This window comes from Bacteroides sp. RCH18, from assembly GCF_058231005.1.
Genome location: NZ_JBIPTC010000002.1, coordinates 1,474,871 through 1,490,351 on the forward strand (window position 1 = coordinate 1,474,871; position 15,481 = coordinate 1,490,351).

Genomic DNA, 15,481 nt, shown 5'->3' on the forward strand with positions numbered 1-15,481 from the left:
TCTCCTTCCTCATCAAAGTTCGTCCGTCCCTGCGGGACTCCGCGTTTTCCCTTCGGTTTCCAGCAGAAAATTTCCGCATGGTGAAATTTTCTGCCGGAAAAACGCTCCGAAAACGCAGGGACGGACGTGAGGGGGATTCAGAAGGCGAAAACTGCGACCGACGTAGTGCATGTGCGACAAGGAAAAGAACTGTCCAGGAACCCCTTTTCATGCCGTACCCCGGCATGAGACCGCTTTTCTCTCCGACTGTGGGGAAGGCTCTCCTGCTCCCTCTGCATTGCATGTACGGGTTGTCCTGCCCGTATTCACGTCCGCTGGTATTGCCTGCCCTTTCCTTGGGAGAAACGGCTTACCGCAACGGGCGGTGTGGCACAGACTTTTCCGGATATGGAGGAACATTCTGGAAAAAGAATGGAAGACGGGCTATTATTTGGCTGTATAACAACAAAGTTGTATTTTTGCAAAAAATAATATTATGGCTATAACTATCAAGAACATTCCGGTTTTGGAAGGCGCTACGGCGGAAGATTTCGTACGCAGTGCAGACAAGAACGCTGCAAAGGTAACACCCCGGTTATCAGTGGCGGCAAAGAAACGGTTGCGAAAAGTATTGGAAAAGTCCCGTTCATTCCGGTTCAATTAACAGCAATGGACGGTATTTCTTTATATGATGATTGTGTCATGCTTGCCTATAACAAGGAAGTACGGAGGAATTGCCTTCCTTTCACTTGTGGCGAGAATGACCTTGATGATTTTTTCTCAATGATGCCGATCTGTATGCGGATGAACTCCTTGGAAAAACATATTGTTGGGTGACGACTGAAATTCCGCATCGTATTGTGGCCTTGTTTACCTTGTCCAATGACAGTATCAAGACCAGATTAATATCCCCAATGATAAAAACAGGCTGCAACGCAATATTGTAAATCCTAAACGTGGACGCAGCTATCCGGCCGTGCTGATAGGAAGACTGGGTGTCAACCGGGAATATCAGGGTACATCAAGCCACGTAGGACGGCAACTGATGGCTTTCATAAAGACTGGTTCCGTCACGAGGACAACAAGACAGGATGCCGTTTTATCGTGGTGGATGCATACAATGGGGAAAAGATTCTCGGGTATTATGAAAGAAACGGTTTCGTTCCACTCTATAAAACAGACGTGATAGAAAAGCAATATTATGATATTCCGCAAGATGAACCTTTGAAAACCCGTCTGCTGTATTTTGATTTGAAAAAGGACTGACATAATATTCAGTAAAATCCTTTGAGGTGACAACGGGTTCCAAAGACGGGCTGTCGCTACGATTGCCTGCCATATGACACCGGCCGTTTTCTTGATGGCGGGCGGTGGATTTATCGTTACATTTCATGGGCAGCCAATCCGGAATGACAAGTAATGCCGCACCTGTGGCATAATAGAGCATTATTTTGAAGGCGGAGGCTTTGTCCGGTTCTTCTTTTTCCAAGGTTTTCGTCGGATGTCTCCAAGTTTGCCACACTTATTTTAGAATAGTCCGCATTATCAGCCGGTTGCGAGTTTCAGTCTGCCGTTCCGATTCTCTTTATCGCATCGTAGCATGTCGTTGATATATTCCAAATACTTATCCATGAATGGGCGACTTATAATTTTGTCTCAGGCAAATATCGAGACGCACTCCTGAATAAAGTTCATGATTTAAAGGACTCCGTATTCCGGAAGGGGCAACGCACACGCATTTTTCCAACAGCCGACCTTCCTGTCACTTCCCTGTAATCCTCCTCAAAATCAACACTTCCGTATAAGCTGCATGAAAGCCCGGGCACGCTTCCTGTTTCCAATCCCATATCCGCTCCTTCTGCAATATCACATATTGCCGTTCTCTTTTCATATCCTTGAATATTTCTCCAAACATACCGAAGACAGAAAAACTGCATGGAATTTTAAATTTTCACCGGACAGGCAGTAAACAGAAGGAATCCGTCATCCTCATTTCTTGCGGCAAAAATAGTTGTTTTTCAGGCCGGTCCCGCAAGGCGGCCCTTCGGGCTGGTTGCACGTGAAAAAATCTTCCTCAGGCTTCGCGTGAGCGTATTTTTTCACGGCAAGCCTTGCCGGAGACCGCCGAAAAACAAACTGGAGGAAGCACAAGAAATAAGAATGCCTACCCGTGTAGGCCATGTATAACTCAAAAAATTATAAGGCTATGGCAGACAAGAGCGCAGAAAAGGAAAGACCGTTCAACGAGTGGTTCACAAAATCCTATGACAGATTGAGAGGGACGTTACGCCGGTACGGAATGCTGGACGAGGACAATTTCCATGACACCTACCTTTTCGTAAGAAGGCAGGTGCTGGTTCCCGGAGACATAACGGACTATGACGCGTATTTCATCGGATGCTACAAAAAGGCGGCCCTGGTAAAGATTAAAAGGGAGAACCGGTATGCACACCCTGAAGATGATTTCTTCCTCCGATGTGGCGAGGAGGCAGAATTCCTTTCCGAGGATGACCTGAACGGGTGCGAGAGGCTGGTTAAGGACATACTGCGTTTCGTAAGGCCGGATGTTCATGCTCCGGTTCTATGAGGCGCAATTCTCGTTCAAGGCACTGGCGGAATGCATGGGCGTATCGGCATCGGCCATATCGCAGAAAGTATACAGGATAGTGGACGCGGTACGTACCCACAGCGGTTTCGCATGGAGAAGCCAGATGCTGGCGGTGGAAAGCTTCATGTATTGAAAAAATCGTTTAACGGAAAAGTAAGAAAGTTATGGCACTGATAGTATACAACAGGGAAAACTCCCGTCCGCAGGAAGTCACATACAAGGGAAAGCGGACCATCAACCTTGACAGCAGGGGGACCGTCTATCTGTCAAAGACGATGTCAATCGAATTGGGAATCCTCGGCGGCGGACGGGTGAACTTCGCCCACGACGACGAGACGGGTGACTGGTATATCTGCCGGGCCGACGACAGTGAGGGGTTCATCGTCTGGAAGGACAAAAGAGGCGCAAGGTTCTCGGCGGGGTTTATCGTGCAGAGGCTCATGCGGCAGGCGAAGGTGGAGAGGAAGAGCGTGCAGTTCATGATGGCGAGGATGCCGGTGGAGATTGGCGGGGTGGCCTATTACAAGATACAGCTCTCGAACCCGATACTGAGATAGAGGCATGGGCCGGAGGAGTCCGGCTATATATGACATAACGGAAACAGGCGCATCCGACGGGACAGGAGCCCGGGGGATGTGCCTGTTTTTATGAGCCGCCATGTTTACGCACGGACATGCGGTTGTCACCGGCCGGCATAAGGTCACTTCGGCAAGACCGGGAAGCGGCATTGCCGGAGGATAATGATATCAGTACGGGATGTGCCGTCATTACGGGAACGGCCGTTCCACCGGTACACGAACGGCCCACCCAATTTCAGAATGACATAATAACATAATAAAATAAGGGCCTTTTTTATAACGGAATCCCCGTATCTTATTGCCATACCGGAAAAATGTTTCCATGTCCCGTCATGTTATGCCAATGTTGTCACCGGATCATAATTTATTATATACTTTTATATAGAAATGATAGAGGTTTGCTTCCCACATTTCTGTCCGGATAGATACGGTGTGTCCACCTTACATTAGAACCCCTGTGGTGATTAGCATCAGCAAACATACGTCTTATTTCTGCTTCTGTACATAGATAGTCATCTTCATGGCTTCTTCTGTAGGTATACTTACCTTTTCCTTGTTGTGATCCAAGATTTTTAAATGATTGATATTGCCTAAGGTTATAATAAATTTAATAGAATAGATATTAGTTTGTGATATTTGTAGAAATGATGCAAATAGATGAATCTTATTTGTGGATATGGATATTTAGTTATATATTTGTGGAAAAACAAATTGTATGATAGCAGAAATTAGATTTAAGAACATGTTCTCATTTAGAGACGAGGCTATATTAAGTTTTGAAGCTGATAGAAGTAAGGATATGGAATCATATCATGTTGTTGAATTGGGTGGCGGTGTGAGACTATTGAAAGTGGCTGTTATTTATGGAGCAAATGCTTCGGGTAAGAGTAATATTATTAAGGTTTGTGATTTTATCAAGTCATTCATTACTTATACTCCACTTAATAAGGCAGAACAAATTCAAATAGTCCCGTTTCTCCTGAATAAAACAAGTTCAAGGCAGTTATCTGAATATTCGATTTCGTTCTATTTGAAGAATGAGGAGAAAGCTGTTTGTTATATCTATTCAGTAGCTTTAGATAGATGGCACGTAGCAAAGGAAAGTTTAATTTATTATCCAAGTCAACAGCCTGCTACTATATTTGAAAGAAATACTGAAAATAACGTATCTGTTATTAAATTTGGACAGAAAATCAAGATGTCGCAAGCTGTCAAAGAGGAAATAACATTGAAGTGTTTGCATAATATGTCAGTTTTTGCTGCCTATATGCAGGTGAATACACATATTGTAGAACTAGAGAAGGTTCTTCAGTATCTAATCAATCAGGTTATGCCGGCTATTGTACCTGCATCATCTTTAAGTCGTTATGCCGAAGAATCAATCAAGAATGAGTTAGCAAAAGATTATATTTTGAGATATCTGCAGGAAGCAGATTTTAATATTTCAAATATTACTTCCAAAGAACAAGAAACGCATAAAGGGCCGATTAATTATACTATGTATCAGCATAAAGTTTCATCTGAGTATGGTAACAATGATTATTATGAGTTCTCGGAACTGTTTGAATCGGATGGTACTATTCGTACATTTGGCTTGGCTGCTCAAGTACAAAAGATTCTTGAAAAAGATGCTTTTCTCGCAGTTGACGAGATTGAATCTTCTCTTCATCCGAAATTGATAGAATACATCATTGAACGTTTTCTAAAAGAATCAGAACAGGCACAGTTGTTGCTCACTACGCATTATGATGGACTGTTAGGAGAGGAAGATTTGCTTAGAAAAGATAATGTTTGGTTTACTGAAAAGAATCCGGATGGATCAAGTGTACTGTATCCTCTGACAGACTTCAAGGGATTGAATAGGATCAGTTCTTTCCAAAAGGCATATAAGTTCGGTAAATTCGGTGCAGTTCCTAATCTATAATCGTGTATTTTTATGAGAAAAGCAAGAAAAAATACAGCGACCAGACAGATTATTCATATCGTCGGTGAGGGTTTGACTGAATTATTCTATTTCAGTCATTTGAAAAAAATACTTGGTTATAGATACTCTATTTCTCCTCGTTTATTTGAAAACAATAGTATTGAGAAAATAGAAAAGAAAATAAAGGAACTTCTGGATGAAGATGTCTTTGTAATATGTGTTTTTGATGCTGATGTTAGCAGGCGTTCTGATGCAGAGAATAAAAAAATGGTATCGCTCAAAAAGAAATATGAAAATAATGCTAATGTGATTCTTTGTGATAGCTTACAGTCAATAGAATATTGGTTTTTACTACATTTTGAAGATACATGTCGACATTTCCAAGATTCAGCAGCAACAGAAAGAGCATTAAAGCAATATCTGCCAACATATGATAAAACTCGGAAATACCTTGAGAAGGATAAATGGGTTAAAGAAATGCTTGCAGACTCAAAAATGGATAAAGCATGTGAATTGGCCGAAAAATATAAAGGTAGAGATTCTTATAGCGAGATTTATAAGGCGATTAAAAAAGTTAGTGAATCGTTGCAATAAATATGAATTGATGAAAAAAAAAGATTTATATATTGTTTTGGGAATCATAATTAGTGGAATTGCTATCGCATTTATCATTAATACGATGTTGACATATGGTAATGTTATTAAAACAAACCTTTCGAATGATTCTTGGTTAAATTTTTGGGGAAGTTATAGTAGTGGAATTTTTGCTGTTGTAGTAGGTTATCTTGCTATTATTTATAGTAATAGAAATAGTGAGAAAGCTATTATGCAACAAGATAAACTGTTAATTCATCAACAAAATATTAAAAAGTTGGATGATTATAATAACTGTCTAAAAAATAATTTGGCTTTACTTAATATAGTAGATGTTATGGGAATTACTGTTGGTCTTGACCATCAGAATATATCATTATCTAAATCAGAAATATGTCAAATGAAAGGTCGAATCTATGCAACAGATTTTTGCAGTATAGATATGTGTTTGAAGTTGATGTACAACGCCAGAAAACAAATTTAGAAAAGACTTATGAAGAATGCTGGATTAAAGCACGTATTGGACTATCGGATTTATTGGATCAAGAACTCTCTTTTATAGAACGTGTTAATCAAAACAGATATGATATTCAAATAAAAGAGAATAATATGCATCGAAAAAATATCTTATTGGAATTAAGTAAACAAGCGGTAGATATAGAAAAGAAAAAGTTATTTCTGCAAGAGATTAAGGATGCTAACATGGAACTGGAACGATTAGATAGAAAAATTATTTCATACTATGATGATGTTGATAAGATGACCACTTTGATTAAAGATTTTTCGCTTGAATTAAATAGTACTATAAAAGTCTTATTTGATATTTCTTTATTGCTTATTAAAGAGAAAGAGGCTCAATTAAAATTAGAAAAATAAGGGTTTAGTATATATATTAAGTTTTAGGATCACTAGTGTTCCATTAAAATTGGTCCAAATTAAAATTTAAATAGACTTGGCCCATTTGGTCCGAATCGTTCTTTGTCATTTTGAAATTTAGTTTTATCAAAGGAGTCTCTCAGTTGAGTTTTATCCGTCAATGAGATGCTCAATATTTGTAGTACTTTGTATGTACTTTACTAGTCTACATACTAAATAAGGCACGCTATATTTATATTTCTGCAATTCTATATGATAAGAACCGGTAAGTTTGACTTTTTTACGATATCGGAAGTGGTAAGGTTTATGAAGAAGTTTTCCTAATACTGGCGTTTCCTCCTAATCAAATATGTCTATACAGATTTTCCGGTAGTTGAGGAAGGCTTGCTGTTAAACACATAATAAATAAAGCTTGTAAATAGAGAAGGCTGAAGAATAAAGTCATAGAATTTAGCGTATGATCTTTTCTTTTTATCACTGAACTTATCGTTTTTCATTAATATTCTGTAATTTTGCCACACAATTGAGAAATATATAAAATATGGTAACTATATATTGCCTTAAAGTGTGATCCTTGTTAAGCAGTAGGATATAGAAAATATAAACCTTCTATAAATCGTATAATCGTGTATAGAGGGTTTTGCTGTAAGATAGTATATAGTCACTTAATATTTTTGCCCTAAATAATATATAATGTATAGTCATGGATAAGGACATAAATCGTATCAAAGTAATGTTGGCAGAGAAGAAGCGCACAAACAAGTGGCTTGTAGAACAATTAGGAAAGGATCCTGCTACAGCATTAAAATGGTGCACGAATGCAGCATAATCCAGCCTCGAGACTCTACTTCAGATAGCAAAGGTGCTAGAAGTAGGGGAAGAAGATGTGCTCGTTTATCCTTCAAAGATGTGACAATAACATATAAGAAATATACTGATGGATTTCAAACAAAATAACTTCGAATAACATTCATGCAAGTAGAAGAAATAACACAAATGTTACGAGAGTCACCAAGCATACGACTCATAAAATCAAGAAGTGTGGATTTCTTCTTGTCTTTTGTCATTGAGGCGTTTGAGGGACAGTCGGCTATAATGCAGGAACGCTTGCACATGCTACTGGAGAACCGACTGGATGAGCAGGAAAATGCGTTGGTGGAGGATAATCTTGAAATGACAAGACTAGGGGAGTCGAACGAACAGAAAGCAAAACGACTCATCAAAGACTGGACAGACAAGGGATTCTTGACCAACTATCAGAACGAAGAGGGAGAGGTGATATACGAGATTTCGTCGCACACAAGCAAACTGATGGATTGGGTGGTGAGCTTGAAAAAAGAGGATTACATCGGTACGGAATCGAAGTTCAAGACGCTGTTTGCCCAACTGAAGGAATTGGTGGAATACTCGAACGAGGACCGCGAGAAGCGACTGGAACTGCTCCGAGCCAAAAAGATGGAGATAGAGCATCAGATTCAGCGACTGGAGATGGGCGAAGAGGTCGAGGTGTATGAGGACTACCAGATAGAACCACGATACAATAGCTTGAATAAACTGGCTAAGGAGCTGCTTAGCGATTTCAAGGAGGTGGATGACAACTTCAAGGGGATTATCAAAGAGATATACGAGCGCCAGACAGACAATGCGGAGAAGAAAGTATTGCTGAACTACATCTTTGATGCGTATGGCGAACTGAAACAATCGCAACAAGGCAAGAGTTTCTATGCATTCTGGGAATTCCTGCTCTCGGCCGATCTGCAGAAAGAATGGGACGAGTTGACTGGTGCACTCTATGAAACACTGGAGAATAGAGGCATTGATGCGCATGACATGTTTCTTAGGGAAATGAAAAAGCATCTATTTGACGCAGGCGAGAAGGTGGCGAAAACCAACGATCGCATGAGCGAGAAACTGAGTCGCATCATTCGGCAGAACGGACAGATGAATGCAGAGGTGACAAAGCAGGTGATTAACGATATAAAGAAACTGCTCATCGAAGCCACCAAACAGAAAGAGAAACCAGAAGCTTCGCTTGAATATGAAACTATCGATATCAATCTGCCAGTCGAGCGCCCTCTGACTCTGACTCCTATAAAAGAGACTGTGTATAAGGATAAGCCTGATATAGCTGAACTGAGTCTGGACGACTTGGAGCGCATAGGCAAACTCTACAATCCGTTTCACATCGATCGTCAGGTGCTGAGAGACCGCATTAACGAGGTGCTGTACGACAGGCAGCAGACGACACTAGCAGAGGTGATAGAACGGAACGAGGGTGTGGAGAAAGGTCTGTCGGAAGTGTTTGGATACATTGGCGTGCTGAAGGAATATAAGACTGTGGTAAACGAAGAGCGCCAGCAATATATTGTTTTTGCAGAAAACAAAACGATATCAATTCCCGAAATCATAATAACACGATGAACGCAACAAATATACAACCATACAGCAGGGCTGTGGTGAAACTTCTGAAAGGCATCGTAGAGAAAGACGATGTAGTGTGGAATGATGTACTCGACTACCAGAGCGAGATACTGGACTATATCAGCGTGATGGGGCTGGAACTCATCGTGAAAAAGGATGAGGGTTTTGCCTTTGTCAAGCAACTGAAATTGGACGATGACAAAACGTTGAACATGACGTCGAGAAGGTTGTATGGTTTTGAGGTGTCGGTGATACTCATCGTGTTGAGGCAGATACTCGAAGACTTCGACAGCAATCCAACAGAGTCGCAGGCTTCGTACAAGTATGTAACCGCCACTGAAATAAAGGAAGAGGCGGAACTGTTCCTGCCCACCACCTTCAATCGTGCCAAGTTTGAGAAAGACCTTGACCGCTATATCGACAGCATCGTCAGCTTTGGTTTCCTTGTGGAAGCAAAGCATGCTGAGGGCGAGAAACGCTATAAAATACATCGCATCATCAAGGAGAAGGTGACACTGGACGATCTATTGGAATTCAAAAACAAACTGAACGACTATGATGCAGCAGATGAATCTCTTTAATACCAGTCCGGAAGTGGCAGGCTTCAAGCTTGACTATTTGGAAGTGTGGAACTGGGGTACATTCGACCAAAAGGTGTACTGCATGAATACGCAGGGCAATAACTCGCTGCTGACCGGTGCCAACGCATCGGGCAAGAGTACGCTGGTAGATGCTCTGCTCACGCTGCTAGTGCCACTGAAGCGCCAACGATTCTACAACCAATCATCGGGTGTGGAGAAGAAGGGCAACCGTACAGAGGAGTCGTACTTCTTTGGCAACTATGGCAATCAGCAGCAGGAGGGTGCAGCGAGCACTACCACGCTTAGATTGCGAGACAAAGGGGCACGTTCGGTACTTCTTGCATCGTTCTGCAATGTGGACAAACGTGTGGTGACGCTGTTTCAGGTGCGCTACTACACTGGCGAGGAACTGAAGGTGTTGTTTGGCATAGCTCGCGAACCGCTGACTATAAAGCGCGACTTTTCGGAGTTTGACCTGCATGGCGACTGGCGCAAGCGACTGACGAAGAAATACAATACGAACGACACAAGACGCAAGATAGAGTTTTTTGACGGCCCGGTTGCGTATGGCGAGAAGATGATAGCCCTCTTCGGAATGCGTTCGGACAAGGCGCTTACACTCTTCAATCAGATAGTGGGCGTGAAAGTGTTGGACGATCTAGACAGTTTCATCCGTACGAATATGCTCGAGGAAATGCCGGCTGAGGAAAAGTACCAGGAACTAAAGGACAACTTCCAAAATCTGATGGAGGCGAAAACCAATATCGATAAGGTGAAGGAGCAGATTGCCCAACTGGAACCTATCAATACATTGGCAAAGGAACTGATGGCGATAGACACGCGCATAGCTGAATTGGAGCAAGAGAAGAGTGTGGTGGCCTATTGGTTTGCTGCGCGAACGGTGGATTTGTGCAACGAGGAGTTGGCGCGCTGCAAGAGCAACTTGAGAAAACTGGAAGATGAGTTGAAGGCGTTAAAGGTGAAGAAGAGTGAGCTGGAACAAGAGCAGACGCGCTTGTCGGTGGCTATTGAGAAGGACGAGGTGGGTCAGCAGATACGTGAGATTGAGAAGGAAATCAATCAGAAGGTGAAGATGCGTGATAACCGCAAGGCCAAAGCCGAAGAATACGATAAGCTGGCAAAGACGGTGGAGCTGACACAAAGTCCTGATGCAGAGGTATTCGATGCCAATCGTGCGACCGCCAAACACGAGAAAGATGCTCTGCAGGTAAAGATTGACAGGCAACTCATGGAAGAGAAGCGTCAGGCACAAAACCGTCAGGATGAAATCAACGGCACGATATCAGAGCGAGTGGATACTATACGCTATCTGCAGCAGCATAAGAACAATATCTCTGGTCGTGTGGCTGAGATTCGTGATGAGATACTGAAGGCTGTTGGTGCAACCGCCGAAGAGATTCCATTCATCGGTGAACTGATACGTGTGAAGGATATTGAGTGCGATTGGGAGTATGCCATCGAGCGTATTCTGCACAATTTTGCATTGAGATTGGTGGTGCCAGAGAAGTATTACAAGCAGGTGAATGAGTATGTGAATGGTCATAATCTGCGAGGACGCATCGTGTATCAGCGATACGAGGGCACAGAGCCTCTTCGTGAGTTTGAGGATAGGACATTGAAGGTGGATTCGTTGCTCCGTAAGGTTGAATACAAGCCAAAGTGCTTGTATTTGGATTGGCTTGAGGATAGGTTATTTGCTGAGTTCAACTATAGTTGTGTTGATTCGCTTGCGGACTTCAACTATCTGCAAGAGAAAGCAGTAACGAAAGAGGGACTGATAAAGGCGAGAGGTGGTAAGCATGAGAAAGACGACCGACCAGAGACACGAGGCAAGGAACACTATGTGTTGGGCTGGGACAATAAGGAGAAGATTGCCATGCTACAGGCGGAAGTACGCCAGTTGCAGCAGGATGAAAAGGAGGTGGCAACCAAAGTCCGTCGTATAGAGGCAGATACAAAGAATGCTCAGGAGAAGCGAGAAACCTACTCGAAGCTGTTTGATAAATACGATAAGTTTGATGATATCGACTGGTGGTCGTGTGCACTCGTCATTCAGCAAAAGGAAGAACAGAAGCGACAACTGGAGGAGACCAATGATAAGGTGAAGATGTTGCAGGGGCAATTGGAGAGGGTGAGAAAGGAACTTGGTGCACTTGAGGAGAAGTTTAATGAAGCTATCGGTAACAAAGCATTATTGGAAAATCGTGAGAATATACTCAAGAAACAGAGCAATGATTGTGCTTTGGCTTTGGCTCAAATAGGCGTTGTTGATACCGATGCTTTTGAGTCGCAACACACAGATTTACTGAATGTGGCATTGGTGGGTTTGGACAAAATGCGTGACACGTTACAGAGTGACATCAATTCCGCTTTGCGGAAACAACGTGAGACGAAGGGTAGCAAGAGTGGCGATTTGAAGAACCTGATTTATCGCTTCAAGAATCCCACTGAGGAAATTACCGCGAAGTATCGCGATTGGCGTTCGGACGTGAACCGTTTGCCCGAAGCCGTGGAGTTTGTGGGCGAATATCAGACCTATTACCAACGATTGCTGGACGAAGATCTGCCTGGGTTTGAATCGCGCTTCAACAAGTATTTACAGGAGAATATCATCAACAAGGTCAGTGCATTCAATATGTTCTTCCAGAACTGGCGCCAGTCTATCACCAAGACCATCGACCAATTGAATTCGTATCTTGTGGGCATCGATTTCAAGGATGCTCCAAAGACGTATATCCAGTTGGTCGCAGCCAAACGATTGAACGTGGATTTGAAGGAGTTCCAAGACCTTCTGAGCAGTGCGATCCCGAACATCCATGAGATGAATTCGACAATCGATGGCAGCAGGATTCATTTTGAACAGCATATCGAACCACTGATGTCTCGTTTACAAGACGAATCATGGCGAAAGTTGGTGATGGACGTGCGTGGATGGTACACATATAAGGCGGAGGAGTTTTATCAAGACGATGATCAGAAGCGTAACACCTACGAGGCTATGGGACAGCTGTCAGGTGGCGAGAAGGCGCAATTGACATATACCATCCTGGGGTCAGCTATCGCTTATCAGTTTGGCTTGACTAAGAACGGACTCGACTCTTCGTTCCGCTTCATTGCCATAGATGAGGCTTTTCGCGCACAGGACGAGGACAAGGCTCGCTATCTGATTTCGCTCTGCAAACAACTCCACCTGCAGTTGCTCGTGGTGACTCCGAGTGACAACATCCACATCGTGGAGAACGATATTTCGTATGTGCATTATGTGGAGCGCAAGGGCGACCGTTCTGTACTCTATAATATGCCTATCAGTGAGTTTAAGGCAGAACGTGAAAGGAGTATGGAGGTATGATAACGGCAGCAGAAATACGTAAGAAGACAGAACGCAAGTATGTGGATTATTTGCGTTCAGTGGTTGCTGGCTCTGAGTTTGAACCAATTGTGATTCCTTGCGATAAGAAAGCGAGCGCATCGATGGATGAGTATCAGCACGAACTAACGGACATCCGTTCGCAATCGAAAGAGGTGAAGGGCTTTGGTTACACGATTGAGTGGAAAACAGTGAAAACGAAAGCATTGGGCGAACAGGATCTGCCTGAGCGTGTGTTGTTCAGGAGTGCATCGGACGTTGAGCGCTTCTTGCTGAAGGGTGGTGAAGTGTCACAGTTTCGCAAGGATGTGGCGATGTTGTTTAATGAGTTTCCGCAGCTTCGTCCATGGGTGGAACGCTATCCACTTAAGGTGATCGAGAATGCTTCCTCTTGGCCTGATTTGTTGAAAGTTTTGCGCTATTTTGTGGCGAATCCTTGTCCTGAGTTGTACATTCGTGAATTGCCTATTGAGGTGCACACCAAGTTCATTGAGCGCAATAAGGGAGTGCTTCGTGAGTTGCTGGATATTGTCATTGTAGAGCATGTCTGTTCGGATGAGAAGGAGTTCGAAAAGCGCTTTGGATTGCGATACGATGAGCCATGGGTGCGCATTCGTGTGTTGGAAGCATCGATTGCGAGTGAATACTTTTCTGGTGTAGACGATCTGACGATGCCTCAGAGTCAGTTCTGTGCGTTATCGTTGCCTGTGCAGAAGGTGTTTGTGGTGGAGAATAAAGTCAACTTCCTGACTTTTCCCAAGTTGGCAGGAAGTCTGCTGATTTGGGGGCATGGATTCACCGTTGGCATCCTCAAGTCTGTTCCATTCATGCGGCACGCTTCCCTATACTATTGGGGCGACATTGATGTACAGGGCTTCGAAATTCTCTCGCAGTTCCGCAGTTATTTTCCCCAGACGCAAAGCCTTCTGATGGATCGCGCTACCTTTGACACCTATTTTGAAGGCGACAAAGGCACTCCAAGCAATGTATCAAAGCCTCTCCATCTTACCCCTGCGGAAGCCACACTGTATAATCATATCAAGTCTCACAACCTACGTCTAGAGCAAGAGAAAATTCCGCAAAAATGTATTGAAAATATATTCAATAGTTCGTTAAAAATTAGCCAAGTCTAAGCGGTTCTGCGGTAAATAAAAGTAGTTCTTTGAAAGTTTTGTCAATTAATGTCGTGTCTGCTTGAATGGCGAACACGCCGTTCAAGCATATTGGCATTGTGTGTTACCGACTTGCATGAAGAAATTGAATATTTGATTTTCATTCTTTTGCAAGTGCCCTTGGCGAGATTGATTGCAGTAAGCGAAACGTTGAAGTGAAAGGCCATCTTTCTGAACAAGTCTTGACTATTACAGCTTACCATTCAAAAGCTTAGTTACTTCCAAAATAGATGTACATAATATGTCAAACTTGCGTTTTTACAAGTCTTCTGAGTCGTTTAGAAGCAATCTTTTCTCATTTTTTTGATTTACCATATGTGGCATGATAGATATATGATTTCCATCATCTCGGTTAAACCTTACATCTTTTGTTCTTGTAGGTTCATGCCACTAAGTCGAGTTAAATTTTGATTGTCTTAAAACTTCAATCTGCCAGCATCTTTAATAACAGATAATATTCTTTCTTATGTCTTTCCATCTTCGCTAAGTCTTTGTCTGTCGGGTGTAGAATGCGGGTAATATCCATATTGTACTGAAGGTCATTCAATTTGACTTTGATGGCCAAACGATGTCCGCGGAAACGCTTGATATATGTTTCACGATTGCTAGTTGTGCGGAAGTCCATTAGATCGAGAGTCTCTTCAATCTCGTCCCATTCTTGCTTTTTTAATTTGTGGTATTTTTCGTTCGGAAAGGATCCTACGATATCTTCAAATTCATAAATCCAGTCATGTTTTTCCTTGTTCTTCTCCCAGTCATCCAGTATCGCTTTCAGTTTTCTAATGATCTCTTTTACGGTATGACCTGTATCTTCTGTTGCATTAAACAGAAATCCCACGGTTTTTTCTTTCCAGTCGAAACCGTTTCGTCCGACAGTCGATAAATGTTCTTCAATGTAATCTTTACCTGCTTGATCTACCTGTCCTTTGTGCAATTCTTTGGCCAATCGTGCCGCTGCGTATGCTACATGTATCTTATATCCCATGATATCTTCATAGGCATCTTTTGTTTCTTTTGCAGCTTGAGGGTTAAACGTTCCCAAGTATTTGATATATTTCATATAAGTTCGTTCTCCCGCACCTGATAGCCCTGACATAGTGTCAAGTAGCTGGTCTGCAATCCGATCCAATACATTAATATCTTGGATATTGTTGCGCATTGCTTCATTCAACCGTTTTCCCGCCTGTTTCGCCATTCGTTATTCCAATGCGATGCTCTGCTTGCAGAATGCTATAAAATTTGAGTTAAGTTTCATCCTTTTACACGCTTCTTTTTAATTAATTCCTCTTGTTTTTAATTATATAGTTAATTATAACATGTGTGTGTCAAAACTCAGTTTTTAAAAACATGAACTTATAAT

The 15,481-nt window shown here is 42.5% G+C and carries 13 protein-coding genes and 4 pseudogenes; 14 read left to right on the forward strand and 3 right to left on the reverse strand.

The window, feature by feature from the left end; translation table 11 throughout:
- Window positions 1-77 precede the first annotated feature (77 nt).
- From ACHLI0_RS20960 to ACHLI0_RS20970, 3 genes and pseudogenes are all read left to right on the forward strand, one after another.
- Window positions 78-485, forward strand: coding sequence for a hypothetical protein (locus tag ACHLI0_RS20960; protein WP_490749963.1), 408 nt, complete (start codon window positions 78-80; stop codon window positions 483-485).
- On the forward strand, window positions 476-643 hold the full coding sequence (locus ACHLI0_RS20965; protein WP_224319032.1) for a hypothetical protein: 168 nt from the start codon (window positions 476-478) through the stop codon (window positions 641-643). The genes ACHLI0_RS20960 and ACHLI0_RS20965 overlap by 10 nt, the downstream gene beginning before the upstream one ends.
- A gap of 5 nt (window positions 644-648) precedes the next feature.
- Window positions 649-1,245: pseudogene (locus ACHLI0_RS20970) on the forward strand (GNAT family N-acetyltransferase).
- Window positions 1,246-1,741: 496 nt separating this feature from the next.
- On the opposite strand, the gene ACHLI0_RS20975 reads toward ACHLI0_RS20970, so the two are convergent.
- Window positions 1,742-1,870: a hypothetical protein gene (locus ACHLI0_RS20975; RefSeq protein WP_258770893.1), complete on the reverse strand. Its 129-nt coding sequence runs from the start codon at window positions 1,868-1,870 to the stop codon at window positions 1,742-1,744.
- A gap of 315 nt (window positions 1,871-2,185) precedes the next feature.
- On the opposite strand from ACHLI0_RS20975, the pseudogene ACHLI0_RS20980 reads away from it, so the two are divergent.
- From ACHLI0_RS20980 to ACHLI0_RS21005, 6 genes and pseudogenes are all read left to right on the forward strand, one after another.
- A pseudogene (locus tag ACHLI0_RS20980) lies at window positions 2,186-2,720 on the forward strand (sigma-70 family RNA polymerase sigma factor).
- Window positions 2,721-2,751: 31 nt separating this feature from the next.
- Window positions 2,752-3,144, forward strand: a complete 393-nt coding sequence (locus tag ACHLI0_RS20985; RefSeq protein WP_490749964.1) for a hypothetical protein — start codon at window positions 2,752-2,754, stop codon at window positions 3,142-3,144.
- A 736-nt stretch (window positions 3,145-3,880) separates the two neighbouring features.
- Window positions 3,881-5,089, forward strand: a complete 1,209-nt coding sequence (locus ACHLI0_RS20990; protein ID WP_224319034.1) for an AAA family ATPase — start codon at window positions 3,881-3,883, stop codon at window positions 5,087-5,089.
- A 12-nt stretch (window positions 5,090-5,101) separates the two neighbouring features.
- Window positions 5,102-5,683, forward strand: a complete 582-nt coding sequence (locus tag ACHLI0_RS20995) for an RloB family protein (RefSeq protein WP_224319035.1) — start codon at window positions 5,102-5,104, stop codon at window positions 5,681-5,683.
- Between the two features lie 10 nt (window positions 5,684-5,693).
- The gene (locus ACHLI0_RS21000) at window positions 5,694-6,167 is read left to right on the forward strand and encodes a hypothetical protein (protein ID WP_490749965.1); all 474 of its coding nucleotides are present in this window, start codon (window positions 5,694-5,696) and stop codon (window positions 6,165-6,167) included.
- Window positions 6,128-6,559, forward strand: coding sequence for a hypothetical protein (locus ACHLI0_RS21005; RefSeq protein WP_224319037.1), 432 nt, complete (start codon window positions 6,128-6,130; stop codon window positions 6,557-6,559). Before ACHLI0_RS21000 ends, ACHLI0_RS21005 begins: the two co-directional genes overlap by 40 nt.
- A gap of 59 nt (window positions 6,560-6,618) precedes the next feature.
- Here the strand turns inward: ACHLI0_RS21005 and ACHLI0_RS21010 are convergent.
- A pseudogene (locus ACHLI0_RS21010) lies at window positions 6,619-6,756 on the reverse strand (IS4 family transposase); the annotation flags it as partial.
- 506 nt (window positions 6,757-7,262) lie between these two features.
- Here ACHLI0_RS21010 and ACHLI0_RS21015 point away from each other — a divergent pair.
- From ACHLI0_RS21015 to ACHLI0_RS21035, 5 genes and pseudogenes are all read left to right on the forward strand, one after another.
- Window positions 7,263-7,472: pseudogene (locus ACHLI0_RS21015) on the forward strand (helix-turn-helix domain-containing protein).
- Window positions 7,473-7,555: 83 nt separating this feature from the next.
- Entirely contained in the window at window positions 7,556-8,980 is a 1,425-nt protein-coding gene (locus ACHLI0_RS21020; protein ID WP_224319038.1) for a DUF3375 domain-containing protein, read from the forward strand.
- Entirely contained in the window at window positions 8,977-9,561 is a 585-nt protein-coding gene (locus ACHLI0_RS21025; RefSeq protein WP_007855929.1) for a DUF4194 domain-containing protein, read from the forward strand. The genes ACHLI0_RS21020 and ACHLI0_RS21025 overlap by 4 nt, the downstream gene beginning before the upstream one ends.
- Entirely contained in the window at window positions 9,536-12,931 is a 3,396-nt protein-coding gene (locus tag ACHLI0_RS21030; RefSeq protein WP_490749966.1) for an ATP-binding protein, read from the forward strand. The genes ACHLI0_RS21025 and ACHLI0_RS21030 overlap by 26 nt, the downstream gene beginning before the upstream one ends.
- Window positions 12,928-14,082, forward strand: coding sequence for a Wadjet anti-phage system protein JetD domain-containing protein (locus ACHLI0_RS21035; RefSeq protein ID WP_007855926.1), 1,155 nt, complete (start codon window positions 12,928-12,930; stop codon window positions 14,080-14,082). Before ACHLI0_RS21030 ends, ACHLI0_RS21035 begins: the two co-directional genes overlap by 4 nt.
- A gap of 463 nt (window positions 14,083-14,545) precedes the next feature.
- Here the strand turns inward: ACHLI0_RS21035 and ACHLI0_RS21040 are convergent, their stop codons facing one another.
- Entirely contained in the window at window positions 14,546-15,316 is a 771-nt protein-coding gene (locus tag ACHLI0_RS21040) for a hypothetical protein (protein ID WP_473378773.1), read from the reverse strand.
- Between the last annotated feature and the right edge of the window lie 165 nt (window positions 15,317-15,481).

What these genes read in the sequence shown, in the direction of transcription:
- ACHLI0_RS21000 (WP_490749965.1), top strand. Translation starts at nt 5,694, where the DNA reads ATGAAAAAAAAAGATTTATATATTGTTTTGGGAATCATAATTAGTGGA.
- ACHLI0_RS21025 (WP_007855929.1), top strand. Translation starts at nt 8,977, where the DNA reads ATGAACGCAACAAATATACAACCATACAGCAGGGCTGTGGTGAAACTT.
- ACHLI0_RS20965 (WP_224319032.1), top strand. Translation starts at nt 476, where the DNA reads ATGGCTATAACTATCAAGAACATTCCGGTTTTGGAAGGCGCTACGGCG.
- ACHLI0_RS21030 (WP_490749966.1), top strand. Translation starts at nt 9,536, where the DNA reads ATGATGCAGCAGATGAATCTCTTTAATACCAGTCCGGAAGTGGCAGGC.
- ACHLI0_RS21020 (WP_224319038.1), top strand. Translation starts at nt 7,556, where the DNA reads ATGTTACGAGAGTCACCAAGCATACGACTCATAAAATCAAGAAGTGTG.
- ACHLI0_RS20985 (WP_490749964.1), top strand. Translation starts at nt 2,752, where the DNA reads ATGGCACTGATAGTATACAACAGGGAAAACTCCCGTCCGCAGGAAGTC.
- ACHLI0_RS20990 (WP_224319034.1), top strand. Translation starts at nt 3,881, where the DNA reads ATGATAGCAGAAATTAGATTTAAGAACATGTTCTCATTTAGAGACGAG.
- ACHLI0_RS20960 (WP_490749963.1), top strand. Translation starts at nt 78, where the DNA reads ATGGTGAAATTTTCTGCCGGAAAAACGCTCCGAAAACGCAGGGACGGA.
- ACHLI0_RS21040 (WP_473378773.1), bottom strand. Translation starts at nt 15,316, where the DNA reads ATGGCGAAACAGGCGGGAAAACGGTTGAATGAAGCAATGCGCAACAAT.
- ACHLI0_RS20975 (WP_258770893.1), bottom strand. Translation starts at nt 1,870, where the DNA reads ATGAAAAGAGAACGGCAATATGTGATATTGCAGAAGGAGCGGATATGG.
- ACHLI0_RS21035 (WP_007855926.1), top strand. Translation starts at nt 12,928, where the DNA reads ATGATAACGGCAGCAGAAATACGTAAGAAGACAGAACGCAAGTATGTG.
- ACHLI0_RS20995 (WP_224319035.1), top strand. Translation starts at nt 5,102, where the DNA reads ATGAGAAAAGCAAGAAAAAATACAGCGACCAGACAGATTATTCATATC.